Source organism: Streptococcus oralis (assembly GCF_003943395.1).
Lineage (GTDB): Bacteria > Bacillota > Bacilli > Lactobacillales > Streptococcaceae > Streptococcus > Streptococcus oralis_BF.
Window position 1 is genome coordinate 167,759 of the sequence record NZ_RJPJ01000001.1, and the last position, 23,472, is coordinate 191,230.

23 protein-coding genes are annotated in these 23,472 nt (G+C 40.5%); 20 read left to right on the forward strand and 3 right to left on the reverse strand.

The window, feature by feature from the left end:
• Positions 1–8 precede the first annotated feature (8 nt).
• Together serB and D8802_RS00845 are read left to right on the forward strand one after the other, a co-directional pair.
• On the forward strand, positions 9–653 hold the full coding sequence (serB, locus tag D8802_RS00840) for a phosphoserine phosphatase SerB (RefSeq protein ID WP_125394429.1): 645 nt from the start codon (positions 9–11) through the stop codon (positions 651–653).
• Between the two features lie 9 nt (positions 654–662).
• Entirely contained in the window at positions 663–1,778 is a 1,116-nt protein-coding gene (locus D8802_RS00845) for a glycerate kinase (RefSeq protein WP_125394430.1), read from the forward strand.
• Here the strand turns inward: D8802_RS00845 and D8802_RS00850 are convergent.
• Positions 1,775–2,221: a DUF1694 domain-containing protein gene (locus D8802_RS00850; protein ID WP_125394431.1), complete on the reverse strand. Its 447-nt coding sequence runs from the start codon at positions 2,219–2,221 to the stop codon at positions 1,775–1,777. The two genes, D8802_RS00845 and D8802_RS00850, sit on opposite strands and share 4 nt — an antisense overlap.
• A 162-nt stretch (positions 2,222–2,383) precedes the next feature.
• Here D8802_RS00850 and eno point away from each other — a divergent pair, with 162 nt between their 5' ends.
• The 18 genes from eno to D8802_RS00940 all read left to right on the forward strand — a co-directional run bounded on the left by eno (position 2,384) and on the right by D8802_RS00940 (position 20,175).
• Positions 2,384–3,688 carry a surface-displayed alpha-enolase gene (eno, locus tag D8802_RS00855; protein ID WP_125394432.1) on the forward strand — a complete coding sequence of 435 codons (1,305 nt, stop codon included), beginning with the start codon at positions 2,384–2,386 and terminating at the stop codon, positions 3,686–3,688.
• Between the two features lie 175 nt (positions 3,689–3,863).
• Positions 3,864–4,358: a YkgJ family cysteine cluster protein gene (locus D8802_RS00860; RefSeq protein ID WP_125394433.1), complete on the forward strand. Its 495-nt coding sequence runs from the start codon at positions 3,864–3,866 to the stop codon at positions 4,356–4,358.
• Positions 4,359–4,555: 197 nt separating this feature from the next.
• Complete coding sequence (locus tag D8802_RS00865; protein WP_125394434.1) at positions 4,556–5,392, forward strand: AraC family transcriptional regulator; 837 nt, start codon at positions 4,556–4,558, stop codon at positions 5,390–5,392.
• A gap of 184 nt (positions 5,393–5,576) precedes the next feature.
• Positions 5,577–6,491, forward strand: a complete 915-nt coding sequence (locus D8802_RS00870) for a peptidase (protein WP_125394435.1) — start codon at positions 5,577–5,579, stop codon at positions 6,489–6,491.
• A 132-nt stretch (positions 6,492–6,623) separates the two neighbouring features.
• Complete coding sequence (locus tag D8802_RS00875) at positions 6,624–7,166, forward strand: ClbS/DfsB family four-helix bundle protein (protein ID WP_125394436.1); 543 nt, start codon at positions 6,624–6,626, stop codon at positions 7,164–7,166.
• A 284-nt stretch (positions 7,167–7,450) separates the two neighbouring features.
• Positions 7,451–7,954, forward strand: a complete 504-nt coding sequence (locus D8802_RS00880; RefSeq protein ID WP_125394437.1) for a hypothetical protein — start codon at positions 7,451–7,453, stop codon at positions 7,952–7,954.
• A gap of 84 nt (positions 7,955–8,038) precedes the next feature.
• A complete protein-coding gene (locus D8802_RS00885; protein WP_125394438.1) occupies positions 8,039–8,455 on the forward strand; it encodes an Imm70 family immunity protein in 417 nt (138 codons plus the stop codon).
• Between the two features lie 66 nt (positions 8,456–8,521).
• On the forward strand, positions 8,522–9,214 hold the full coding sequence (pynA, locus tag D8802_RS00890) for a pyrimidine 5'-nucleotidase PynA (RefSeq protein ID WP_125394439.1): 693 nt from the start codon (positions 8,522–8,524) through the stop codon (positions 9,212–9,214).
• A 64-nt stretch (positions 9,215–9,278) separates the two neighbouring features.
• On the forward strand, positions 9,279–10,034 hold the full coding sequence (locus D8802_RS00895) for a DUF4336 domain-containing protein (protein WP_125394440.1): 756 nt from the start codon (positions 9,279–9,281) through the stop codon (positions 10,032–10,034).
• An 11-nt stretch (positions 10,035–10,045) separates the two neighbouring features.
• Positions 10,046–10,699 carry a uracil-DNA glycosylase gene (locus D8802_RS00900; RefSeq protein ID WP_125394441.1) on the forward strand — a complete coding sequence of 218 codons (654 nt, stop codon included), beginning with the start codon at positions 10,046–10,048 and terminating at the stop codon, positions 10,697–10,699.
• A gap of 9 nt (positions 10,700–10,708) precedes the next feature.
• Positions 10,709–11,173 (forward strand): NUDIX hydrolase, encoded by a 465-nt coding sequence (locus D8802_RS00905; RefSeq protein ID WP_001135768.1) that lies wholly within the window; start codon positions 10,709–10,711, stop codon positions 11,171–11,173.
• 12 nt (positions 11,174–11,185) lie between these two features.
• Positions 11,186–12,454 carry a dihydroorotase gene (locus tag D8802_RS00910; RefSeq protein ID WP_125394442.1) on the forward strand — a complete coding sequence of 423 codons (1,269 nt, stop codon included), beginning with the start codon at positions 11,186–11,188 and terminating at the stop codon, positions 12,452–12,454.
• Between the two features lie 41 nt (positions 12,455–12,495).
• Positions 12,496–13,836 (forward strand): MATE family efflux transporter, encoded by a 1,341-nt coding sequence (locus D8802_RS00915; RefSeq protein WP_125394443.1) that lies wholly within the window; start codon positions 12,496–12,498, stop codon positions 13,834–13,836.
• A gap of 178 nt (positions 13,837–14,014) precedes the next feature.
• Positions 14,015–14,983 carry a thiamine pyrophosphate-dependent dehydrogenase E1 component subunit alpha gene (locus D8802_RS00920; protein WP_125394444.1) on the forward strand — a complete coding sequence of 323 codons (969 nt, stop codon included), beginning with the start codon at positions 14,015–14,017 and terminating at the stop codon, positions 14,981–14,983.
• A 15-nt stretch (positions 14,984–14,998) separates the two neighbouring features.
• Positions 14,999–15,991, forward strand: coding sequence for an alpha-ketoacid dehydrogenase subunit beta (locus D8802_RS00925; protein WP_061420979.1), 993 nt, complete (start codon positions 14,999–15,001; stop codon positions 15,989–15,991).
• A gap of 345 nt (positions 15,992–16,336) precedes the next feature.
• Positions 16,337–17,380 (forward strand): dihydrolipoamide acetyltransferase, encoded by a 1,044-nt coding sequence (locus D8802_RS00930; RefSeq protein ID WP_125394445.1) that lies wholly within the window; start codon positions 16,337–16,339, stop codon positions 17,378–17,380.
• A gap of 46 nt (positions 17,381–17,426) precedes the next feature.
• Positions 17,427–19,127: a dihydrolipoyl dehydrogenase gene (gene lpdA / locus D8802_RS00935; protein WP_125394446.1), complete on the forward strand. Its 1,701-nt coding sequence runs from the start codon at positions 17,427–17,429 to the stop codon at positions 19,125–19,127.
• A 58-nt stretch (positions 19,128–19,185) separates the two neighbouring features.
• Entirely contained in the window at positions 19,186–20,175 is a 990-nt protein-coding gene (locus D8802_RS00940) for a lipoate--protein ligase (protein ID WP_125394447.1), read from the forward strand.
• An 80-nt stretch (positions 20,176–20,255) separates the two neighbouring features.
• On the opposite strand, the gene xerS is transcribed toward D8802_RS00940, so the two are convergent.
• The gene (xerS, locus tag D8802_RS00945) at positions 20,256–21,326 is read right to left on the reverse strand and encodes a tyrosine recombinase XerS (protein ID WP_125394448.1); all 1,071 of its coding nucleotides are present in this window, start codon (positions 21,324–21,326) and stop codon (positions 20,256–20,258) included.
• A 589-nt stretch (positions 21,327–21,915) separates the two neighbouring features.
• Positions 21,916–23,466 (reverse strand): ClC family H(+)/Cl(-) exchange transporter, encoded by a 1,551-nt coding sequence (locus D8802_RS00955; protein WP_125394449.1) that lies wholly within the window; start codon positions 23,464–23,466, stop codon positions 21,916–21,918.
• Positions 23,467–23,472 lie beyond the last annotated feature (6 nt).

Genomic DNA, 23,472 nt, shown 5'->3' on the forward strand with positions numbered 1-23,472 from the left:
GAGAAGTGATGACTCAAGTAATGGGCCTCTGTGTCATGGACGTTGACGGCACCCTGATAGCAGAAGAAGTGATTGACCTTTTAGGAAGAGAAGCAGGTTGCGAAGAAGAAATATCGCAGATTACGAGTCAGGCGATGCAAGGTGAACTAGACTTTGAAAGGAGTTTACGAGCGAGAGTCGCATTGTTAAAAGGTCTTCCTGTTTCGGTCTTTGATACTGTCTTCAAATCTATTCATCTTTCCAAGAATGCTCAAGAATTTATCTCCATTCTCCAAAAGCATGGCATCCTAGTTGGTCTAGTGTCTGGTGGATTTAGTCCGATTGTTGAGAGATTAGCAAAATCCCTCGGTATTTCCTATTTCTCTGCCAATCAGTTAGAAGTCAAAGACGGCTTTTTAACTGGAAAATTAGTTGGTGAAATTGTTACATCCCAAGAAAAACAAGCTGCTCTTGAGAAATGGAGAAAAGACCTAAAACTTCCCAAAGAAAGAACGATTGCTATCGGTGATGGTGCCAATGACCTCTTGATGTTAAAGACAGCAGGACGTGGTATTGCCTTTTGTGCCAAAGAAGTCGTAAAAGCTGAGGTAGCTTGTCATGTAGATACGAGGGATTTTTTGGAAGTTCTACCTTTAATTGATTTCTTAGAATGAGAGGGAACTATGAAAATTGTAATTGCACCCGATTCTTTTAAAGAAAGTTTGACGGCAGAAGAGGTCGTCAAAGCTATTAAAAGGGGCTTCGAACGGTCAATAGCAGATGTAGAATGTCTGCTTTGCCCTGTAGGTGATGGCGGGGAAGGAACTGTAGACGCTATCCGACATTCTCTTGACCTAGAAGAAAAATGGCAAGAGTTCACTGGACCTTTTGGCCAAAAAGAATCAATGCGCTACTTTCAAAAAGGTCAAATAGCGCTCTTTGAAGTTGCTGACTTGGTTGGTCTTGGAAAGATTCCGCGGGAGAAACGAAATCCCCTTCACATCCAAACCAAAGGTATCGGAGAGTTGATTCGCCATCTCGTTGATCAAGGGATGAAAGAAATCTATATCGGTGTAGGTGGTACGGCTAGTAATGATGGTGGAATTGGCATTGCAGCTGCTTTGGGTTATCACTTTTATGATAAGAATGGAAAAGAATTGCCAGCTTGCGGTCAGACTTTGCTTGAGTTCGAGTCAGTTTCAAATAGCAAGTTGTATAGGATTCCTGAAGATGTGAAAATCCGCATTTTAGCAGATGTCGTGAGCCCTTTATGCGGTTATCAAGGGGCAACCTATACATTTGGAAAACAAAAGGGCTTGGATCCTGCTTTGTTTGAGACAGTAGATCTGGCTATACAGGAGTTCTATGAAAAATTCTCACCTTCCACCCTATCTCTGAAAGGAGCAGGAGCAGGTGGGGGTATTGCTGCTGGTCTCTGTGCCTTTGCTCAGGCTAGAATCGTATCTGGGATTGACACCTGTTTGGATTTGATTGACTTTGATAAGAAAGTTGCAGGTGCTGACTTGGTTATCGTCGGAGAAGGCAGACTGGACTGTCAAAGCTTTGCTGGGAAAGCTCCTATCGGTGTAGCAAAAAGAACCCCTAACGGAGTTCCTGTTATTGCTATTTGTGGTAGTCTTGCTGACGATTTGCCTCCCCTACCATTCGAAAATATACAAGCTGCCTTTTCCATTTTAGAGAAAAGTGAACCTTTGGAAGACAGTTTGAAAAATGCAAGTCTCTATTTGGAGCACACAGCTACTAATATTGGTCGTTTGTTAAATTTGAGAAATCATTAACCAAACCATTTTTTCCAGATAGATTTTTTAGGTAGCTCTGCCTTTTTCTCCTCCCAAAGACTTGAAAATGCAAGTCTAAGATCCTTTTCGTCTACTTGAACAGGTTCATTTGTATGAATGACAAGACCGAAAGGAGAGGTGATGTGATCGTCTGAAACAATAGTCGCCTGACAGTTGCTTTCCTTTGCTTGTTTTAAGTAAAAGACCTGTTTATCAAACTCAATATTAGGTGAGATCTTCACAAAAAGTGCCTCAACCTTTTCTTGAAAACCCTCTAAAATAGAGAAAAATCCATGTTCTAATTCAGAACTATTGGCAGTACTGATATCCGCGTAGCCAAGAACTCTTTCCTCGAAAGTGCCGAGATAGCGGCGTTGTTCGTCTGGGTTTAATTTCGGCCCACCATGAGCTTTTTCTAGTAGTTGTTTTGATAAATCTGTCATAAAAACAGTATATCACAAAAATCGCAAGAAAACAGATAAAAGAAAGCGATTACTTTATAAAGTTAAGGAAAATTTGCACAAAGATAACGTTTTTTCTTGAAAAACGCTTATTTTTAAGGTATCATAGAGGTGTAAAAAATTTAACTCAAAGGAGAGTAAAAAATGTCAATTATTACTGATGTTTACGCTCGCGAAGTCCTAGACTCACGCGGAAACCCAACACTTGAAGTAGAAGTTTACACTGAATCAGGTGCTTTCGGACGTGGTATGGTTCCATCAGGAGCTTCTACTGGTGAACACGAAGCAGTTGAACTTCGCGACGGTGACAAATCTCGTTACGGTGGTCTTGGTACACAAAAAGCTGTTGACAACGTAAACAACATCATCGCTGAAGCAATCATCGGCTACGATGTACGTGACCAACAAGCTATCGACCGTGCTATGATCGCACTTGACGGTACTCCTAACAAAGGTAAATTGGGTGCAAACGCAATTCTTGGTGTGTCTATCGCTGTAGCTCGTGCTGCTGCTGACTACCTTGAAATCCCACTTTACAGCTACCTTGGTGGATTCAACACTAAAGTTCTTCCAACTCCAATGATGAACATCATCAACGGCGGTTCTCACTCTGACGCTCCAATCGCTTTCCAAGAATTCATGATCGTACCTGCTGGTGCACCATCATTCAAAGAAGCTCTTCGTTGGGGTGCTGAAATCTTCCACGCACTTAAGAAAATCCTTAAATCACGTGGTTTGGAAACTGCCGTAGGTGACGAAGGTGGATTCGCTCCTCGTTTCGAAGGAACTGAAGACGGTGTTGAAACTATCCTTGCTGCGATTGAAGCTGCTGGATATGTTCCTGGTAAAGACGTATTTATCGGATTTGACTGTGCTTCATCAGAATTCTACGATAAAGAACGTAAAGTTTACGACTACACTAAATTCGAAGGTGAAGGCGCTGCTGTACGTACTGCTGCAGAACAAATCGACTACCTTGAAGAATTGGTAAACAAATACCCAATCATCACTATCGAAGATGGTATGGATGAAAACGACTGGGATGGATGGAAAGCTCTTACTGAACGTCTTGGTGGTAAAGTTCAATTGGTTGGTGACGACTTCTTCGTAACAAACACTTCTTACCTTGAAAAAGGTATTGCAGAAGGTGCTGCTAACTCAATCCTTATCAAAGTTAACCAAATCGGTACTCTTACTGAAACATTCGATGCTATCGAAATGGCGAAAGAAGCTGGTTACACTGCCGTTGTATCACACCGTTCAGGTGAAACTGAAGATTCAACAATCGCTGATATCGCAGTTGCAACTAACGCAGGACAAATCAAGACTGGTTCACTTTCACGTACAGACCGTATCGCTAAATACAACCAATTGCTTCGTATCGAAGACCAACTTGGTGAAGTAGCTGAATACCGTGGATTGAAATCATTCTACAACATTAAAAAATAAAATAGTTCAGTGAACTATTTTATCCCGAACCTTGAAATTCAAAAGTTCGGCCGTTGATTTAACAACGTTTGAAGCCCCTCGGATTTTATCCGAAGGGCTTTTTTATGTGCAATATTCAAAAATGGAAAATGACTTATGGTATAATAGACAAAAACACTTGTATTAGAAAGCAATTATGTCTAAAGAAATTGATATTGAGTATTACCACCAGCTAGCCTTGCAAAAACAGAAGGAGCATCGTAAAGTTTTAGCTAATCTAAAGAAAAAGCCACCAAAGAATCTAGATAAGATTGCCCAGCAGATCCACCAAGAAGTCTTTGCTGAGATTGATTGTACTGCCTGTGCTAACTGCTGCAAGACTTTGGGGCCCGACTTTAAAGAAGCAGATATCACCCGTATCGCTAAGTATTTTAAGATGAAATTACCGGCTTTTGAAGCGGAGTTTCTGCAGGTGGATGAAGATGGGGACAAGGTTTTCAAATCCATGCCTTGCCCCTTTCTAGGAGGGGACAATCTCTGCTCCATCTACGACGTTCGTCCCAAGGCCTGCCGTGAATTTCCCCATACAGATCGGAAAAAGATCCATCAAATTAATCATTTGACGATTAAGAATACCTTGACCTGCCCGGCAGCTTATCTCTTTGTTGAGAAGCTGCGGGATAGGTTGTAGAATCCCCCTCTAAATATTGTACAAAAATTCTAGGGCAGAAGTATCTTATATCTGTTAGACTATAGTTAGAATTGAACACGGCCTAAAAGCTGTGTGAAAAAGATGAAATTTTCTCGGAGCAGGATCCCCTCCGTCAATTTTCCTATTTTCACTTTGCTTTTAACGGCCTTAGTATCTTTTATGAGGTGAAAAAGAATATGATGCATCAATTCAATCGAACCATGGAATATCTAGAAAGCAAGTTGGACGCAGAAGTGGACTTGCAGCAATTTCAGCAGTTATCTGGCTATTCTTATCCTCTCTTTAGTAGGCTATTTTCTATCCTGGCAGATATGACATTAGCAGAATACTTGCGTAATCGCAGGCTGTCAGAAGCAGTGACAGACTTGCGGGGAAGTACTGAGAAAGTCATTGATATAGCACTAAAATACGGCTATGAGTCTGCGGATGCCTTCAGCTCAGCCTTTAAGAAATTCCATGGTGCAACTCCCTCAGAAGTTCGAAATGGAAAACCTTATCGGGTCTTTCCTAGACTTAAATTATCCTTAAAGATTACAGGAGGAAAGAACATGGATATCAAGATTCAAAAGAAACCTTCTTTTACTGTGGCAGGCGTCCTATTGGAAGCTATTGACAATAGCCAGTGCCCGTCTGCTTGGGAGCAGCTCTATGCAACTCACAGTTTTGAAAGCCTAGAAGGTTTGGGTAGCGGCCAATCCTTTGGCGTCTGCTCGGATGTCAAAGAAGGTGAAATTATCGACTATATGGCTGCTTACGATGTGACGGATAAAGTAAGAGCAGAAGAATTGGGGTTGTCAATCAAAGACATCTCTGAAGCTGAATATGCTATCGTACCAGTCAATGGGGCTATACCAACAAGCATCCAACATGCTTGGAAATATGTTCTGGAGATTTTTTTCCCCGAAACTGGTTATCGCCATTCAGGAGCCCCAGACTTTGAAGTTTATTTCGAAGGAGATATGTCGTCACCAGACTACCAAATGGAACTCTGGATACCAGTGATCAAGGGCTAGATCATTTTCTGATTTTTTATAAAGATGCAAACCGAACTCTGTAGAAAGAATCTCTACAGAGTTTTTAATTGTTGACATTCATGACTATAAATCACAAATACCCATATTTTTTGTTTGGATTTTATTGGGCATGCGAATAGTTTTCTCGGTATAATAGTCCCATAGAAGATAAGGAGGCAGGGATATGCAGATGTATTTTGGAGATGTGTCACTTTGCTATAGTTATTCATTGGCAATGGCACTGGATGCCTATGGTTATGACTTTAAAGCAGAGTTTTTAGAGGCAATCATGGTAATGGGCAATGGCGCTAGTATCGTAAAGGAAGATGAACAACACCCTCTAGTATTCTTTGATAATGGTATGCCAGATCTTTCTATCTCTCATTCTTTAAAAATACTTGGGTTTGACTATAAGGATTTCTATCTAAAAGATGGAGCTGAAGTAGATTTAGAAGAGATTAAAGGAAAGTTGGAAACCTTTCTGTCCAATGGACCTGTCGTACTGGGACCTCTTGATATGGGGCATCTGACCTACAATCCCAATCACACAATCCTTTATGGTGTGGATCACTTCGTAACCGTGTATGACATTGATAATCAGTACCTCTATTTGCATGATCCAGCTGGTTTTGCCTGTATGAAGGTTGCTTTTAATGACATTTTAGAAGCTTGGAAGGCAGAGGCTATTGACTATAAGCGTGGAGCTTATTCCATGTGGGGAAATTTTAAGAAGATCAAGAGTCCTAGTCAGACTGAAATCTATCAGGAAACAGCAAGGATTATGAAGAATCGATATTTGAATGGCCAAAACGGTGTTTTGGAATGCTATGCAAAAGCAGTTGCTGAAAACGGCTTAAATACCGAGCAAAAACAATTGCATCAGTATTTCAGCTTTAAACTTGCAGCTGTTCGAAATCTCTATCTCAGTAAATTCTTAAAAGATCATGATTCCGAAGGAGCAAGATTAAAAGAGAAATTAGCTGCTTTATTTGGCCAAGCCCACCTTTCGTGTTTAAAAGAAGATTACCAAGAACTATCCTGCTTGCTCTATCAGATAGCAGAAGTGGATGGTCTCTTTAAAGATTTATATGTAAAGTAGTGACTATAATCATAAAAGAATAGTTAGTAAAAGCAGTTTTTCGTAAAATGAAGAACTGCTTTTTGATTATGGTTATGGTATAATGAAGTAAGAAAATACCTCAACCTACTAGAAAATGAAGGGAGAACTCCTATGCCTAGACCAAGAACGAAAGAGGATCTAATGCTAGCTTCTAAGGAAAACTATGAAAAACTCAATCACTTTATCTCTAAATTAAGTGAAGAGGAACTACAGACTCCTTTTGATTTTTCAAAAGACCAAAAGAAAAAAGAAGCTCACTGGAAAAGAGATAAAAATCTAAGAGATGTCCTGATCCATCTCTATGAATGGCATCAGTTACTTTTGACCTGGGTACATTCTAATCAAAAGGGTCATGAGAGACCTTTTCTCCCTGAGCCTTATAATTGGAAAACTTATGGGGAAATGAATGTCGCTATTTGGAAGAAGCACCAGAACACTTCTTTAGAAGAAGCGACTAGGCTACTAGAGCAATCGCATAAAGAGGTTTTAGAGTTGATGGAAGGCTTCAGCAATGACCAACTCTTTACCAAAGGTGTTTATAAGTGGACGGGAGGGACAAGCCTAGGTTCCTACTTTGTCAGTAGCACCTCCAGTCACTATGACTGGGCTCTGAAAAAACTCAAAGCTCATCAGAAAAATTGTAAGAATAGCTAGTTGAAGTGCTATTGAAATTCACAAAAGGTTCTTCTAAGTTTCGAATAGCTTAGTTCTCGTGATTTTTGAGCTCTTCTAGCTTTAGAATCCTTCAAAAATTAAAATTTAAAGCTGTCATAGACTTAGAATAGATCCAAAACATATATATAAATGCAATTCTAAACTTAGAATTGCATTTATATTAAAGAAATTAGACTGTTCGATAGTTAGAATGACTTGATTCTGAGAAATGTTGACTAAAAAATGATTCGAATAGCTTTTTTCTGATATAGGATGATAGATAGATGGGTGAGATGATGAACATACAAAAAGAGAAAGTTAGAAAAGAGTTGTGGTCCCTCTGTTTGGGAGAACTTGCAGCCATCCTATCCTTTTGGTTGTGTTTTTTTCTTTTGAAAAATCGGCTTGGTGATTGGAAGAGTCTAGTCACCATTCTCTATCCTTTGTCTTTACTGACATTTATTTTGCTTCAAGGTTCAATCTATTGGGCAATTTTGATTAGAAGACTGTCGAATCCCAAGTTCGGAAGTGCTAGTGTCCCCAAACTATATAGTGGTTTCAGAATACTAGACCTTGTTTTACTTATTTCAGGCTTTCCTTTTATTGTATGGAATACACAGAGTTTCCAAGTGGCTATTATAGCCACACTAATACAGCTTTTTGCCCTTATCGAATGGGTTAATTACTACCTCCTACGTTTATCCTATAGTTTGAACCTACTTGTATTATGTAAACGAATTACCAAGGGAAAACTTGAAAAGAGCAGAATAGCCAAGGAGTTGGGGTAGGGGAATGAATGTATGTTTTAGAGACTATCAATATAAAACTTTAGTTGACGTTAAATAATATTAAAAATGAGTAAGAGAATATCTATGTCTGTAGGGTTAATGGCTGGTTATAATTGGTGGACTATAGGAGAAGGGAGTCTTTTTAATTCATTCTTTTCGACTATTTATGTTCGCTTAGAGAATAATGAGTGGGGAAGTAGATACCCAGTAATAATGAATAAGCTTTACTGGGGAGATGTTCCTTTTGAATCTGTTGAAAGAGGAATAGCTGAGTTGGTATCTATCCAAGAGGAGTTGAAAAAATTTCTCCCTCAGGATGTTATATGGGATTTTGAAGATTTGTCACTCACTCCTCCTTGGGGAAATAATATCGCAGAGAATATAACAAATTTATCGCATTATTTCATAACGAGTTCCGGAAAAGATTTATTCGAAGTTTTGCTGACTAGTTTTAGATTTGCACTTGAGCACGGTCAAAATGTGAGTGTAAAAAGTATTTGAAACTCAATAAATCAAAGGTTCATTTATGCTATAATGTTCTTAATGGATTTTCAGAAAGGAAACTCAATGCCCTACAAATTTCTACTCTTCGACCTCGACCACACCTTGCTTGATTTTGATGCTGCTGAGGATGTGGCTTTGACGCAACTTCTAAAGGAAGAAGGAGTTGCGGATATTCAAGCCTATAAAGACTATTACGTTCCTATGAACAAGGCTCTCTGGAAGGACTTGGAACAAAAGAAAATCAGTAAACAAGACCTGGTTAACACGCGCTTTTCTCGTTTATTTGCTCATTTCGGACTGGAAAAAGACGGTAGGTTACTTGCCCAGCGTTACCAATTTTACTTAGCCCAACAGGGACAAACTTTTTCAGGTGCTCATGAACTCTTGGACAGCCTCGTCGAGCGTGATTATGACTTGTATGCTGCGACAAATGGCATTACTGCAATCCAGACAGGTCGTTTGGCTCAATCAGGTTTGGCTCCCTATTTCAACCAAGTCTTTATCTCTGAACAGTTGCAAACACAAAAACCTGATGCACTATTCTATGAAAAAATTGGTCAGCAGATTGCAGGATTAAGCAAAGAAAAGACGCTGATGATTGGAGATTCCCTAACCGCTGACATTCAAGGTGGTAATAATGCTGACATTGACACTATCTGGTACAATCCTCATCGCCTTGAAAATCACACACAAGCCCAGCCAACTTATGAAGTCCATTCTTACCAAGACTTGCTGGATTGTTTAGATAAACTGTAAAAAGTGGTTTAGATAGCCACTTTTTGCTATAATAGAGGCAGTAAAAACGAAGGAATAGTTAACGATGTCAAGGCCAGAACTTTCTCTTTATGAACCATTGTATACACTAAAGGAAGTTGATCAAAATATCTGGATAGCAGATGGTGACTTGATACAAATGGACTTGAAGGTCTTCAAACTTCCTTTTCAGACACGTATGACAGTGATAAAGTTAAACGATGGAAAACTCTGGATTCATTCTCCTATTGCGCCAAATGAGGAGCTCTTTACTGAACTGGACGCTTTGGGCAAAGTCGCTTACCTGATTTCACCCAATAAGATTCACTACGCCTATATTGCAGATTGGAGAAAAAGATATCCTCATGCGCAAGCATGGTCTAGTCCAGGAGTTGAAGAGAGAGCGAAAAGACAGAATGTCAAGGTAGAATTTGATGCTCCTTTAACAGATAAGGCTCCTGACCTATGGTCTGATGAGATTGATCAACTTATTTTTAAGGGAAGTTCTGTGATTGAAGAAGTGGTGTTTTTTCATAAATCGACTAAAGCACTCATTGTAACGGACCTTATAGAGAATTTTGAACCAGAAAAGATAGCTAGTCCAATCCGAAGAAAAATCTATCGTTTAGCCCGTGTAACAGCTCCTGATGGACAAACTCCTATCGATTATCGGATGACTTTTTTTAGGAGACAAATAGATGCAAAGGTTTCCTTTTCCCGCATGTTAAACTGGAAACCGGATAAGATCATTCTTGCACATGGTTTATGCTTTTTTAAAAATGGTACGGATGAATTAAGACGTGCTTTTAGATGGATACGATAAAGGAGAGAAAGATGCAACACTCATCTTGGCATGCTTTGATTAAGGAGCAATTACCTGAAGGGTATTTCGGGAAAATCAATCAGTTTATGGAACGAGTTTATGCTCAGGGAACTGTCTATCCACCTAAGGAAAAGGTTTTTCAGGCTCTCTTGACTACTCCTCTGGAAGAGGTTAAGGTGGTGATTCTAGGGCAGGATCCCTATCATGGGCCAGGTCAGGCACAGGGCTTGAGTTTTTCTGTACCTGACTCTATCCCAGCTCCGCCGTCCTTGCAAAACATTTTGAAAGAATTGTCAGATGATATCGGGGTTAAGAAATCACATGATTTGACGTCTTGGGCTGAGCAAGGGGTCTTACTTCTCAATGCTTGCTTGACTGTTCCTGCTGGGCAAGCAAATGGTCATGCTGGGCAGATATGGGAGCCTTTTACTGATGCTGTGATTCAGGTGGTCAATAATCTAGACAGACCAGTAGTCTTTGTACTCTGGGGAGCTTATGCACGCAAGAAGAAGGTCTTGGTTACCAATCCTCACCACTTGATTATCGAATCAGCCCATCCTAGTCCTTTATCAGTTTATAGAGGATTTTGGGGTTCCAAGCCTTTTTCCAAGGCCAATGCATTCTTAACAGAGACAGGACAAGAGCCAATCGATTGGCTTAGATAAGGAGAGAATATGCCTCAGTTAGCGACGATTTGCTACATTGATAACGGAAAAGAACTGCTCATGTTGCATCGCAATAAGAAGCCGAATGATGTCCATGAAGGTAAATGGATTGGTGTGGGTGGTAAGCTGGAGCGAGGGGAGACTCCTCAGGAATGCGCTGCGCGTGAAATCCTAGAAGAAACAGGGCTCAAAGCTAAGCCAGTTCTAAAAGGTGTTATCACTTTTCCTGAATTTACACCAGATTTAGACTGGTACACCTATGTTTTTAAGGTGACGGAGTTTGAGGGTGACTTGATTGACTGCAACGAGGGGACGTTGGAATGGGTTCCCTATGATGAAGTTCTCAGCAAGCCAACTTGGGAAGGTGACCACACCTTTGTTGAATGGCTTTTAGAGGATAAACCCTTCTTTTCAGCCAAGTTTGTTTATGATGGGGATAAATTATTGGATACCCAAGTTGATTTCTATGAATAAAGGAGAAAGCAGATGCTACTAATCAAAAATGGTCGTGTAATGGATCCTAAGTCTGGTTTGGATCAAGTGTGTGATGTTTTAGTCCAAGATGGAAAAATTGTCAAAATTGCCCCTGAAATCAAGGGAGGAGGAGCAGAGCTGATTGATGCTACTGGTCTTGTAGTTGCGCCTGGATTAGTTGATATTCATGTTCATTTCCGTGAACCTGGTCAAACCCACAAGGAAGATATCCATACTGGTGCCCTAGCGGCTGCTGCAGGTGGTTTTACAACGGTTGTTATGATGGCTAATACTAGTCCAACCATTTCGGATGTAGAAACCCTGAAAGAAGTTCTCCAGTCAGCTGCCAAGGAAAAGATTAACGTCAAAACGGTTGCGACTATTACCAAGAACTTTAATGGCCAAGACTTGACTGATTTTAAGGCGCTTTTAGAAGCAGGTGCGGTTGGTTTTTCTGATGACGGTATTCCGCTTGAGAGCAGCAAGGTTCTCAAAGAAGCCTTGGAAACTGCTAAAAAACTTGGCACCTTTGTTTGTCTACACGAGGAAGATCCCGGCTTGAACGGTATTCTTGGCTTTAATGAAAACATCGCTAAAGACCACTTCAAGATCTGTGGTGCGACAGGGGTAGCAGAATACGCTATGATTGCGCGTGATGTCATGATTGCCTATGCAACTAAGGCCCATGTTCACATCCAGCATTTATCTAAGGAAGAAAGTGTCAAAGTAGTGGAATTCGCTCAAGGTTTGGGAGCACAAGTCACAGCAGAAGTGGCACCACAACATTTTTCTAAGACAGAAGCTCTTCTTTTAACTCAAGGAAGCAATGCCAAAATGAATCCTCCGCTTCGTTTGGAGTCAGACCGTCGTGCCGTTATCGAAGGTCTCAAGTCAGGTGTTATCACGGTTATCGCAACGGACCACGCGCCTCACCATGCAGATGAGAAAAATGTAGAAGATATCACCAAAGCACCATCTGGTATGACTGGTTTGGAAACCTCTCTATCTCTCGGCTTGACTTATTTGGTGGAAGCTGGTGAGCTAAGCTTAATGGAATTGCTAGAAAAAATGACTGTCAATCCAGCTAAACTTTACAACTTTGAAGCAGGCTACTTAGCTGAAAATGGTCCAGCGGATATCACTATCTTTGATGACAAGGCTGATCGCCTTGTGGACTCCCATTTTGCTTCAAAAGCAGCTAATTCACCATTTATCGGGGAAACTTTAAAAGGGCAGGTCAAATATACTATCTGTAAGGGACAAATCGTCTACCAAAACTAGATGGGACTCTGCTCTATAAACTATAAGAATAGAGAGCGTTTATGTATCCAACCCATCAATTTAAAGACAAGTTTGTTTTATTTCTTAAGATATTTTTCCCTATCCTGATCTATCAATTTGCCAATTATTCTGCCTCTTTTGTCGATACGACCATGACGGGGAAGTACAATACCATGGATTTGGCGGGGGTGTCAACTGCAACGAGTCTATGGAATCCTTTCTTTACTTTTTTAACAGGGATTGTTTCGGCCATGGTGCCCATCATCGGCCATCACCTAGGAAGAGGCAAAAAGGAAGAAGTAGCATCTGATTTTTACCAATTTATCTATTTAGCTTTCGGGCTATCTTTGGTTTTGCTTGGCATGGTGCTTTTTCTAGCGCCGCCTGTCTTAAACCATATCGGACTAGAAGCTCAGGTGGCGGCAGTTGCAGTTTCTTATCTTTGGTACCTTTCTATCGGGATTATTCCCTTGTTGCTTTTTAGTGTCATTCGCTCTTTGTTGGATTCTCTTGGATTGACCAAGCTATCTATGTACCTCATGCTCCTATTACTTCCGCTCAATAGTGGTTTTAACTATCTCTTGATATATGGAGCATTCGGTTTTCCTGAGCTTGGTGGCGCAGGAGCAGGGCTAGGAACTTCGCTAGCTTATTGGTGTCTCCTTGGAATCTCTGTCATCATCCTTTTGAAGCAGAAAAAATTAAAGGAATTTCATTTGGAAAAGCCACTTCCACTTGATCTCTCCAAGATCAAAGAAGGGATTCATCTAGGATTACCGATAGGCGGTACTGTTTTTGCAGAAGTAGCTATTTTCTCCGTAGTGGGACTAATCATGGCTAAGTTTTCATCGCTCATCATCGCAAGTCACCAGTCAGCTATGAACTTTTCGAGTCTCATGTACGCTTTTCCCATGAGTATTTCCTCTGCTATGGCGATTGTTGTGTCTTACGAGGTTGGGGCTAAACGTTATGAGGATGCAAAAACCTATGCTCGTCTGGGGAGAGTAACCGCCCTTATTTTTGCAGGTCTTACCCTGTCTTTTCTCTACATTTTTAGAGATCGTGTTGCAAATCTATATGGAAATGACCCTCAGTTTATTGAAACAACAGCTGTATTTCTAACCTACAGTCTCTTTTTCCAATTAGCTGATACCTTTGCGGCTCCGCTCCAAGGAATTTTAAGAGGGTATAAGGACACTATCGTGCCTTTCTATCTTGGCTTAATCGGATATTGGGGAGTAGCGATACCACTAGGATATCTACTAGATCAAGTAACTGACTTAGGGGCATTTGCCTACTGGATTGGGTTAATTGCCAGCTTGATTGTTTCTGGTTGTTTGTATCAATGGCGTTTGAAAACCGTAATGAAAAGATTGAGCTAATTTTTGGAAAATATCCTAAAAAGGCACTTTGTGAAAAAATACTCTAACTAGAGAGAATCCCTGTTTTAACAGGGGTTTATTTTTTTATATTGTGAATTTTTATTAGCCATATACTTTGACAGCGTATACTAAAAAAGGTAAAATAGTAAGGTAAGTACAAAGTTAGAAAGGCAAGATTATGTCAACTTTAGATAAGAATCTTTTGCTAGAGATGTTCCGTAAGATGGAAGAAATCCGTCGCATGGACTTAAAAATTGCTCAGTTAGTGAAAAAGGGAAAAGTCCCTGGTATGACTCACTTTTCTGTCGGAGAGGAAGCTGCTAACGTCGGGGCGATGCTGGCTCTTAACCCAGATGATCTGATCACATCTAACCACCGTGGTCATGGGCAAGCTATCGCTAAAGGGATTGACCTCAACGGAATGATGGCTGAAATCCTTGGAAAATACACTGGGACCTGTAAAGGAAAAGGTGGTTCTATGCACATCGCTGACCTGGATGCGGGTAATCTCGGTGCCAATGGTATTGTTGGTGGTGGTATGGGAATCGCTGTTGGTGCAGCCCTCAGTCAGCAAATGCAACATACTGGTAAAATCGTTGTCTGCTTCTTTGGTGATGGTGCGACCAACGAAGGTGTTTTCCACGAAGCAGTGAACATGGCTTCTATTTGGAAACTTCCTGTTATTTTCTACTGCATTAACAACGGTTATGGAATCTCTGCGGATATCAAGAAAATGACCAATGTAGAGCACATTCATCAACGTAGCGCTGCATACGGAATTCCTGGAATGTTTATCGAAGATGGAAACAATGTCATCGATGTCTATGAAGGATTTAAGAAAGCAGTAGACCATGTTCGCGGAGGAAATGGACCAGTCTTGATCGAAAGTGTAACTTATCGCTGGCTTGGTCACTCATCATCTGACCCTGGTAAATATCGTACCCGTGAAGAAGTGGAATTGTGGAAACAAAAAGACCCAATTGAAAACCTCCGCAATTACCTCATTGAAAATACTATTGCAAGTGCCGAAGAATTGGAAGAAATCCAAGCGCAAGTCAAGGAAGCGGTAGAAGCTTCTGTTAAATTTGCGGAAGAAAGTCCATTCCCACCACTTGAATCCGCATTTGAAGATATTTACGCAGACTAAGGAGAAAGAGATAAAATGGAAACAAAAACAATGTCGTTCCGTGACACCATTATCCTTGCTATGTCTGAGGAAATGCGTCGCGATGAAAATGTATTCTTGATGGGAGAAGACGTAGGTGTCTTCGGAGGAGACTTCGGAACTTCTGTTGGAATGCTCGAAGAATTTGGTCCAGAACGTATCCGTGACTGTCCGATTTCTGAAGCTGCCATCTCGGGAGCAGCAGCAGGAGCAGCCATGACAGGACTTCGTCCAATTGTCGATATGACTTTCATGGACTTCTCTGTTATTGCCATGGACAATATCGTCAACCAAGCTGCTAAAACACGTTATATGTTTGGTGGAAAAGGTCAGGTTCCAATGACAGTTCGATGCGCAGCTGGTAACGGTGTCGGTTCTGCAGCTCAGCACTCTCAGTCTCTAGAGTCTTGGTTCACACACATCCCAGGTCTTAAGGTTGTAGCACCAGGTACACCTGCTGACATGAAAGGACTGCTCAAGTCTTCTATCCGTGATAACAACCCTGTTATCATCCTTGAATACAAGTCAGAATTTAACCAAAAAGGGGAAGTGCCAGTTGATCCAGACTACACAATTCCACTTGGAGTTGGTGAAATCAAACGTGAAGGAACGGATGTAACAGTCGTTACTTATGGAAAAATGCTTCGCCGTGTGGTTCAAGCTGCTGAAGAATTAGCAGAAGAAGGAATTTCAGTTGAAATTGTAGACCCACGTACCCTTGTTCCACTTGATAAAGAAATTATCATCAACTCTGTTAAAAAGACTGGTAAGGTGGTGCTTGTCAACGATGCTCACAAAACAAGTGGCTATATCGGAGAGATTTCAGCAATTATTTCAGAATCAGAAGCATTTGACTATCTAGATGCACCAATCCGCCGTTGTGCAGGAGAAGATGTGCCAATGCCTTACGCACAAAATCTAGAAAATGCAATGATTCCAACAGTTGAAAGCATCAAAGATGCTATTCGGAAGACTTATAACAAAGAATAAAGAATAAAGGTGCATAAGTTAAATTATGTAAACCATTTGAAGTTTTAACTTTAGCAACTTGAGATATGTTTTGTATCCAAGTTGCGTGTAAAGTTGCGACAGTTTTTTGATGAATCGATAATATTCGACAAAAAACTTAGTAAGTCTACTAGGTTGGTCGCCCAATAGCGGTAACCGTAGTAACTTGAGACACGGTACGTGTCCAAGTTACTTGTAGAGTTAAACACGGGCTAAAGTCTGTGTGAAAAAGATAAACTTTCCTAGAACTAAAGTTTCTTCGTCAAGTTTCCTATTTTCACTTTGACTTTTGACGCCCTTTGTATCATAAATAGAATTGGAGAGGTCATGGCTGATGACAAGCTAAGAGCGACTCCTGCGGCTAGAAAGTTAGCGGATGATCTAGGGATCAACCTCTATGACGTTTCTGGTTCAGGTGCAAACGGTCGTGTCCACAAAGAAGACGTGGAAACTTATAAAGACACAAACGTGGTTCGCATTTCGCCACTTGCAAAACGAATTGCCCTTGAACATAACATTGCTTGGCAGGAAATCCAAGGAACTGGTCATCGTGGTAAGATCATGAAGAAGGACGTTTTGGCCTTGCTTCCTGAAAATATCGAAAACGATACTATCAAGTCTCCTGCTCAGATTGAAAAAGTGGAAGAAGTCCCAGACACTATCACTCCTTATGGTGAGATTGAGCGTATTCCAATGACACCAATGCGTAAGGTTATTGCCCAACGTATGGTTGAATCCTACTTAACTGCGCCAACCTTCACGCTCAACTATGATGTCGATATGTCAGAAATGTTGGCTCTTCGTAAGAAGGTTCTTGAGCCAATCATGGAAGCAACTGGCAAGAAAATTACGGTTACAGACCTTCTTTCTCTCGCTGTTGTGAAGACCTTAATGAAACACCCATACATCAACGCTTCATTGACCGAAGACGGCAAGACCATTATCACTCACAACTATGTCAACCTTGCAATGGCAGTTGGTATGGATAATGGTCTAATGACACCGGTTGTTTACAATGCTGAAAAAATGAGCTTGTCAGAGTTGGTTGTTGCCTTTAAGGATGTAATTGGTCGTACCTTGGATGGTAAATTGGCTCCAAGCGAACTGCAAAATTCAACCTTCACAATCAGTAACTTGGGAATGTTTGGCGTTCAGTCCTTTGGTCCTATTATTAACCAACCAAACTCAGCAATCCTTGGTGTAAGTTCAACAGTTGAAAAACCTGTTGTTGTCAATGGTGAGATTGTGATTCGTCCAATTATGAGCCTTGGATTAACGATTGATCACCGTGTCGTAGATGGTATGGCTGGTGCTAAGTTTATGAAAGACTTGAAAGCCTTAATTGAGAACCCAATCTCAATGTTGGTTTAAATAATACAGTATTTATTTTTAGAGATATAGATAAAGGAAGTAAGACATGGCCTTAGAAGTAATTATGCCAAAAGCCGGCGTGGATATGACAGAAGGACAGATCGTCCAATGGAATAAGAAAGTCGGTGAATTTGTAAAAGAAGGAGAAATCCTTTTGGAAATCATGACTGACAAAGTCAGCATGGAATTGGAAGCTGAAGAAGATGGATACTTGATTGCCATCCTCAAAGGAGATGGTGAAACTGTTCCAGTAACTGAAGTTATCGGTTACCTTGGTGAAGAAGGGGAAAATATCCCAACGGCTGGAGCAGCACTAGAAGCTAGTCCAGCGCCTGCAGTTAGTGCCTCAAACGATGACGGCAAGAGCGACGATGCCTTTGATATCGTTGTGATTGGTGGTGGACCTGCTGGTTATGTATCTGCTATTAAAGCAGCTCAATTGGGTGGTAAGGTTGCTCTTGTTGAGAAATCTGAACTTGGTGGAACATGCTTGAACCGCGGATGTATTCCAACTAAGACTTACCTTCACAACGCTGAAATCATCGAAAACATCGGTCATGCAGCAAACCGTGGTATCGTCATCGAAAATCCAAACTTCACTGTTGATATGGACAAACTTTTAGAAACTAAATCTAAAGTTGTCAATACCTTGGTAGGTGGTGTTGCGGGTCTTCTTCGTAGTTACGGAGTTACTGTTCATAAGGGTGTTGGTACTATTACTAAAGATAAGAATGTCTTGGTTAATGGTTCAGAATTGCTTGAAACCAAGAAGATTATCCTTGCTGGTGGTTCAAAAGTCAGCAAAATTAACGTTCCTGGTATGGAATCTTCACTTGTGATGACCAGCGATGACATCCTTGAAATGAAAGAAGTGCCAGAAAGCCTCGTTATCATCGGTGGTGGGGTTGTCGGTATCGAACTCGGCCAAGCCTTCATGACATTTGGTTCAAAAGTGACTGTTATCGAAATGATGGACCGTATCGTTCCAGCTATGGATGCGGAAGTTTCTAAGAACCTTCGCTTGATTCTTGAGCGTAAAGGTATGACCATCTTGACAGGTACAAAATTGCAAGAAATCATCGAAGAAAATGGTCAACTTCGTATCAAGGTTGAAGGAAAAGACGATATCATCGCTAGCAAAGCTCTCCTTTCAATAGGTCGTGTGCCAGACCTTGAAGGAATTGGCGATGTTGAGTTTGAATTGGATCGTGGACGTATCAAGGTCAACGAATACATGGAAACTTCTGTTCCTGGAATCTACGCACCAGGTGACATCAACGGTACGAAGATGTTGGCGCACGCGGCCTTCCGTATGGGTGAAGTTGCCGCTGAAAATGCCCTCAAAGGAAATCATGCTGTTGCCAAATTGAACTTGACTCCTGCAGCAATCTACACTCTTCCTGAAGTAGCAGCAGTAGGTTTGACAGAAGAACAAGCCCGTGAGAAATACGATGTTGCCATCGGTAAATTCAACTTTGCAGCCAACGGTCGTGCCATTGCATCTGATGCTGCTCAAGGTTTCGTAAAAGTTATTGCTGATAAGAAATACGGGGAAATCCTTGGTGTGCACATCATTGGTCCTGCAGCCGCAGAATTGATTAACGAGGCATCAAGCATTATTGAAATGGAAATCACTGTTGAAGAAATGCTGAAGACTATCCACGGACACCCAACCTACTCTGAAGTGATGTACGAAGCGTTTGCGGATGTTCTAGGAATGGCCATCCATTCACCAAAGAAAAAATAAAACGAAGATAGATTAGACTGGAAGCTTATTTCCAGTCTCTATCGTATAAAGGGATATCATGAAATATATTATCAATCATTCAAACGACACCGCCTTTAATATTGCCTTGGAAGAATATGCCTTTAAACACTTACTAGATGAGGATCAAATCTTCCTTCTTTGGATTAACAAACCTTCTATCATTGTTGGTCGTCACCAGAATACTATCGAAGAAATCAACCGTGATTATGTTCGAGAAAATGGCATTGAGGTAGTCCGCCGTATCAGTGGTGGTGGAGCTGTTTATCACGATTTAAACAACCTCAACTACACCATCATTTCAAAAGAAGATGAAAATAAGGCCTTTGACTTCAAGAGCTTCTCAACTCCAGTTATCAATACCTTGGCTCAACTAGGCGTTAAAGCTGAGTTCACAGGCCGTAATGACCTTGAGATTGATGGCAAAAAGTTCTGTGGCAATGCTCAAGCCTATATCAATGGGCGTATCATGCACCACGGATGCTTGCTTTTTGACGTTGATTTATCAGTCCTTGCTAACGCCCTCAAGGTTTCAAAAGATAAATTTGAATCAAAAGGTGTGAAATCCGTTCGTGCCCGAGTTACCAATATTGTCAATGAATTGCCAGAAAAAATCACAGTTGAAGAATTCCGTGATTTGCTATTGGAATACATGAAAAAAGAGTACCCAGAAATGACAGAATACGTTTTTTCTGAGCAAGAATTGGCTGAAATCAATCGCATCAAGGATACCAAGTTTGGTACATGGGACTGGAACTATGGTAAATCACCTGAGTTTAACGTCCGTCGTGGAACAAAATTCACTAGTGGTAAGGTTGAAGTTTTTGCCAACGTCATTGAATCAAAAATCCAAGATATCAAGATTTACGGTGATTTCTTTGGTATCGAGGACGTTGAAGCTGTAGAAGATGTCCTTCGTGGAGTAAAATACGAACGTGAAGATGTCCTTAAAGCTTTAGAAACTATTGACATCACACGCTACTTTGCTGGTATTAGTCGTGAAGAAATCGCTGAAGCGGTAGTGGGATAAAAAGAAAAGAAGTTGGTTGTATGACCAGCTTCTTTTTTGAACTACAATTTACATAATTTATAATATGTAATGTGTAATATTTACAAACTATCTAAGGCATTCTTTTGTTCATCATTGACGATATGGGTATAGAGGTCAGTGACTTGTGTGCTGGCGTGTCCTAGCTGATGGCTGACCAAAACTTGCGATTTAGTTGCATCATAGAGCCTAGTTGCCAGGGTATGGCGTAGTTTGTGGGGAGTTACACGAACTTTGAAATCTTCTGAGTATTTAGCAACCATCTTTTCAACACTAGAAGCATCGATACAATTGGGAACGCCACGATATAAGGTCAGAAAGAGTGCTGTATCTGTCTTTTCCGTCTTATAGCGTTGATTTCGAATGGCGAGATAATTCTCTAGATAAGGCTTTGCAAAGGCAGCAACATTAACCGAGTCACGTTTTCCACCTTTTCGAGTAACATCGATAACCATCATTTTGAGATTGAGATCTCTTAGATCCAGATTAACAGCTTCAGATAGGCGGACACCAGACGCCAAGAGAAGGGCAATAATGGCTAAATCACGTTCTTTATTTTTATTGAATGACGAGAGGGCACGATTTGAGAGCTGTTGTGGATACTCCTGGTCGATATAGGTTAGAAAACCTTCTGTTTCATCACCTAGAAAGAGTTTTTGCTTGATGTTTTCAGCTCTAGCAGCAAGTGTTTCTTTCTTTTTCTTGGTTGAAACTTTCTTCATTACATTACGATAGAAATAAGGCTCCCCCTGGTCGTTTTCAACCTCCTCGGTCAGATACTTGTAAAGACTGGAAAGTGCTGACAAGGTCCGATTGATGGTCGTCTGAGAGACACCTTGCTTGGTTGTATTAGCATTCAGCAAAGGTCGTTCACGTAGATACAGGATAAAGGATTCCATATCTTTTTTAGACATATTTTCCAAGACTGATAAAGGAATATCAGACATTTTATCAGCATTTGAAATACCAGACTCCAAAACCCAGCTGAAAAATCGATCATATTCCTTAAGGTATTCGTACAAGGTTGTAAAACTGTAGGGAACAGCAAGCTTAGATTGGTAGTATTCCAGAACATACCAGGGCATGATTTGTTTTAGTTTGTCGATTCGTTCCAGTAAAATCTCACGTTTCATGTATTTTCTCCATAATTAAGTCTACTAGTAGTATAGCATAGACTTATATATTTTTCAAGAAAATTATAGTTTTTCGGAAAGATATGATAGGAGTTTTTAAAGAAAGTAATAAAAATAAAATAGAAAAAGACTTAGATCTACGAAATAAAGAACTAAATCTTTAGGTTTTCTATTGTGAATCATTATCTAGTGCTTTTTCTAGTTTCCAAATACTAAACCAGAATGAAATAGTCAGCAGAATAAGGAAAATAAAAAAGAGATCATCAGTAACGATACTTCTGTTCATTCTACATAACTGAAGAGCTATATAAGGAGCTATGAGATACAAAATACATTGTATAATTGCTATTGTTTTCTTTTTCATGATTCTTAATCTTACTGTACAGATTTGATACAGTAAACTCCTTTCTAGCTTTATGCTTTATCATTTCTAACTTAATTATAGTCTTATTTTTTACAAAGTTCAATTACTTGTATGTTGAAATACCTTATCAATAAGAAATAACCGATCTCATTGCAGAGAATCGGTTTTCAAATGTATTTAATTAAGAAATATTTTTGTTGCATAATAAAAATTATGTAAAAATTTTTATAACAACAAATCTTTGACTTTTCCAATTTCACTTTTTGGAATAACTAGGTGAATCATATCTCCGAGATACATTCTAGTTGAGCCGTTAACTGTTTGGCTCTTACCGTTATGGACTTGGGTGGTGATGAGTACGTTATGTGGCAAGTTGAGCTCGTGAACCTGTTTTCCAGCGATCTTATCTGATACAGGGATTTCAATGAGGGTGACTTCTCCTTCGTCTGTCGCTTCTTCTGGTAGCATTTTTTCCAGCATGGCCTCATAGACTGGAGCACCTTTGAGCAGATCCATGATGATGTAGGCGACTAAGGTCACTAAGCCAAGTGGCATAAGATTGCGAATATCCCCTACCATCTCAGTAACAAGTATCATAGCGGTTAAGGGTGCCTTTGATATTGCCCCAAAGTAGCCACTCATTCCAAGAATGACAAATATAGGGAATTGTTCCTGACTGACAAGCCCAAAATTGACACAAATGACACCAACTAGGGCACCAAGTAAGGAACCAAGCGCCAAAATGGGTAGGAAAATTCCTCCTGGGAGGCCACTTCCATAGCTAATCATGCTCCAAACAAAGCGAATCAAAAAGTAAGCTAATAGAACTTGAAAACTAAAATTTTGCTCAGTCAAAGAAAGAACGACCTGATTTCCACCACCGAGAATTTGAGGTAAGAAGATCCCGACTGGTATGATAAGAATAAAAGCCAAGATTGGATAATAAGCTCTATCCAAATGGATTTTTTGACCAATCCAGTCATAAATTCGACCAACATTGAGTACAGCTTTCTCATAGAGAAAACCAGAAAGCCCGAGAAAAACTCCCATAAGGAGGTATATCCAATACTGGTCTAGGGTCATGAGAGGAATATTGTCTGGCATATCCAGCACAGGTGTTAGGCCAAATATGAGTAGTGAGACAAAGTTTGCTACGATGCTGGCTGCTAGAGTTGAGACCCAGAAAAAACGTGAAAAATGGTGATAGACTTCTTCTACAACAAAGAGGAGACCTGCGATTGGTGCATTAAAGGCAGCGGCTAAACCTGCAGCAGCTCCACTGGCAATCAGGGAGCGTTCCTCTACTGGGCTAGATTTGAGCCACTTGGCAATACCTTTTCCACCAACTGCTCCAAGTTGAATACTTGGCCCTTCACGCCCTAGCATAAGGCCACTGGCAATAGCAAGAATACCTAATACATATTTCTTCCAGAGAACACTCCACCAGTTAAGAGTCATGAGTCCCTTTAGTTCGGCTTCAACTTGAGGAATTCCTGAACCCTTGATATCTTTTTCTGACCGAGTTAGTTTCGCACTAAGCCAGCAAACTATTAAATAAAATAGGCCAATGATAAAAAGATTGCGCACTAGGTGCGCTTGATCTTGATAGAGTCCTTGTATCAGGTGGAAGCCCTTTTCGATTAAGAAACGAAAAGATCCGACGATTAGCCCGACGACGAGACCAACAATGATTCCTCGTCCAACTTGGGATAATATGGTACTTGAGGCAAAAGCGAATTCTTTCTTGGACCGGAGTATTTCTGACTGTTCCTCCATAATCAT

Excerpts from the sequence above, each read along its gene's own strand:
- serB (WP_125394429.1), top strand. The coding sequence starts at position 9 with ATGACTCAAGTAATGGGCCTCTGTGTCATGGACGTTGACGGCACCCTG.
- D8802_RS00845 (WP_125394430.1), top strand. The coding sequence starts at position 663 with ATGAAAATTGTAATTGCACCCGATTCTTTTAAAGAAAGTTTGACGGCA.
- D8802_RS00850 (WP_125394431.1), bottom strand. The coding sequence starts at position 2,221 with ATGACAGATTTATCAAAACAACTACTAGAAAAAGCTCATGGTGGGCCG.
- eno (WP_125394432.1), top strand. The coding sequence starts at position 2,384 with ATGTCAATTATTACTGATGTTTACGCTCGCGAAGTCCTAGACTCACGC.
- D8802_RS00860 (WP_125394433.1), top strand. The coding sequence starts at position 3,864 with ATGTCTAAAGAAATTGATATTGAGTATTACCACCAGCTAGCCTTGCAA.
- D8802_RS00865 (WP_125394434.1), top strand. The coding sequence starts at position 4,556 with ATGATGCATCAATTCAATCGAACCATGGAATATCTAGAAAGCAAGTTG.
- D8802_RS00870 (WP_125394435.1), top strand. The coding sequence starts at position 5,577 with ATGCAGATGTATTTTGGAGATGTGTCACTTTGCTATAGTTATTCATTG.
- D8802_RS00875 (WP_125394436.1), top strand. The coding sequence starts at position 6,624 with ATGCCTAGACCAAGAACGAAAGAGGATCTAATGCTAGCTTCTAAGGAA.
- D8802_RS00880 (WP_125394437.1), top strand. The coding sequence starts at position 7,451 with ATGGGTGAGATGATGAACATACAAAAAGAGAAAGTTAGAAAAGAGTTG.
- D8802_RS00885 (WP_125394438.1), top strand. The coding sequence starts at position 8,039 with ATGTCTGTAGGGTTAATGGCTGGTTATAATTGGTGGACTATAGGAGAA.
- pynA (WP_125394439.1), top strand. The coding sequence starts at position 8,522 with ATGCCCTACAAATTTCTACTCTTCGACCTCGACCACACCTTGCTTGAT.
- D8802_RS00895 (WP_125394440.1), top strand. The coding sequence starts at position 9,279 with ATGTCAAGGCCAGAACTTTCTCTTTATGAACCATTGTATACACTAAAG.
- D8802_RS00900 (WP_125394441.1), top strand. The coding sequence starts at position 10,046 with ATGCAACACTCATCTTGGCATGCTTTGATTAAGGAGCAATTACCTGAA.
- D8802_RS00905 (WP_001135768.1), top strand. The coding sequence starts at position 10,709 with ATGCCTCAGTTAGCGACGATTTGCTACATTGATAACGGAAAAGAACTG.
- D8802_RS00910 (WP_125394442.1), top strand. The coding sequence starts at position 11,186 with ATGCTACTAATCAAAAATGGTCGTGTAATGGATCCTAAGTCTGGTTTG.
- D8802_RS00915 (WP_125394443.1), top strand. The coding sequence starts at position 12,496 with ATGTATCCAACCCATCAATTTAAAGACAAGTTTGTTTTATTTCTTAAG.
- D8802_RS00920 (WP_125394444.1), top strand. The coding sequence starts at position 14,015 with ATGTCAACTTTAGATAAGAATCTTTTGCTAGAGATGTTCCGTAAGATG.
- D8802_RS00925 (WP_061420979.1), top strand. The coding sequence starts at position 14,999 with ATGGAAACAAAAACAATGTCGTTCCGTGACACCATTATCCTTGCTATG.
- D8802_RS00930 (WP_125394445.1), top strand. The coding sequence starts at position 16,337 with ATGGCTGATGACAAGCTAAGAGCGACTCCTGCGGCTAGAAAGTTAGCG.
- lpdA (WP_125394446.1), top strand. The coding sequence starts at position 17,427 with ATGGCCTTAGAAGTAATTATGCCAAAAGCCGGCGTGGATATGACAGAA.
- D8802_RS00940 (WP_125394447.1), top strand. The coding sequence starts at position 19,186 with ATGAAATATATTATCAATCATTCAAACGACACCGCCTTTAATATTGCC.
- xerS (WP_125394448.1), bottom strand. The coding sequence starts at position 21,326 with ATGAAACGTGAGATTTTACTGGAACGAATCGACAAACTAAAACAAATC.
- D8802_RS00955 (WP_125394449.1), bottom strand. The coding sequence starts at position 23,466 with ATGGAGGAACAGTCAGAAATACTCCGGTCCAAGAAAGAATTCGCTTTT.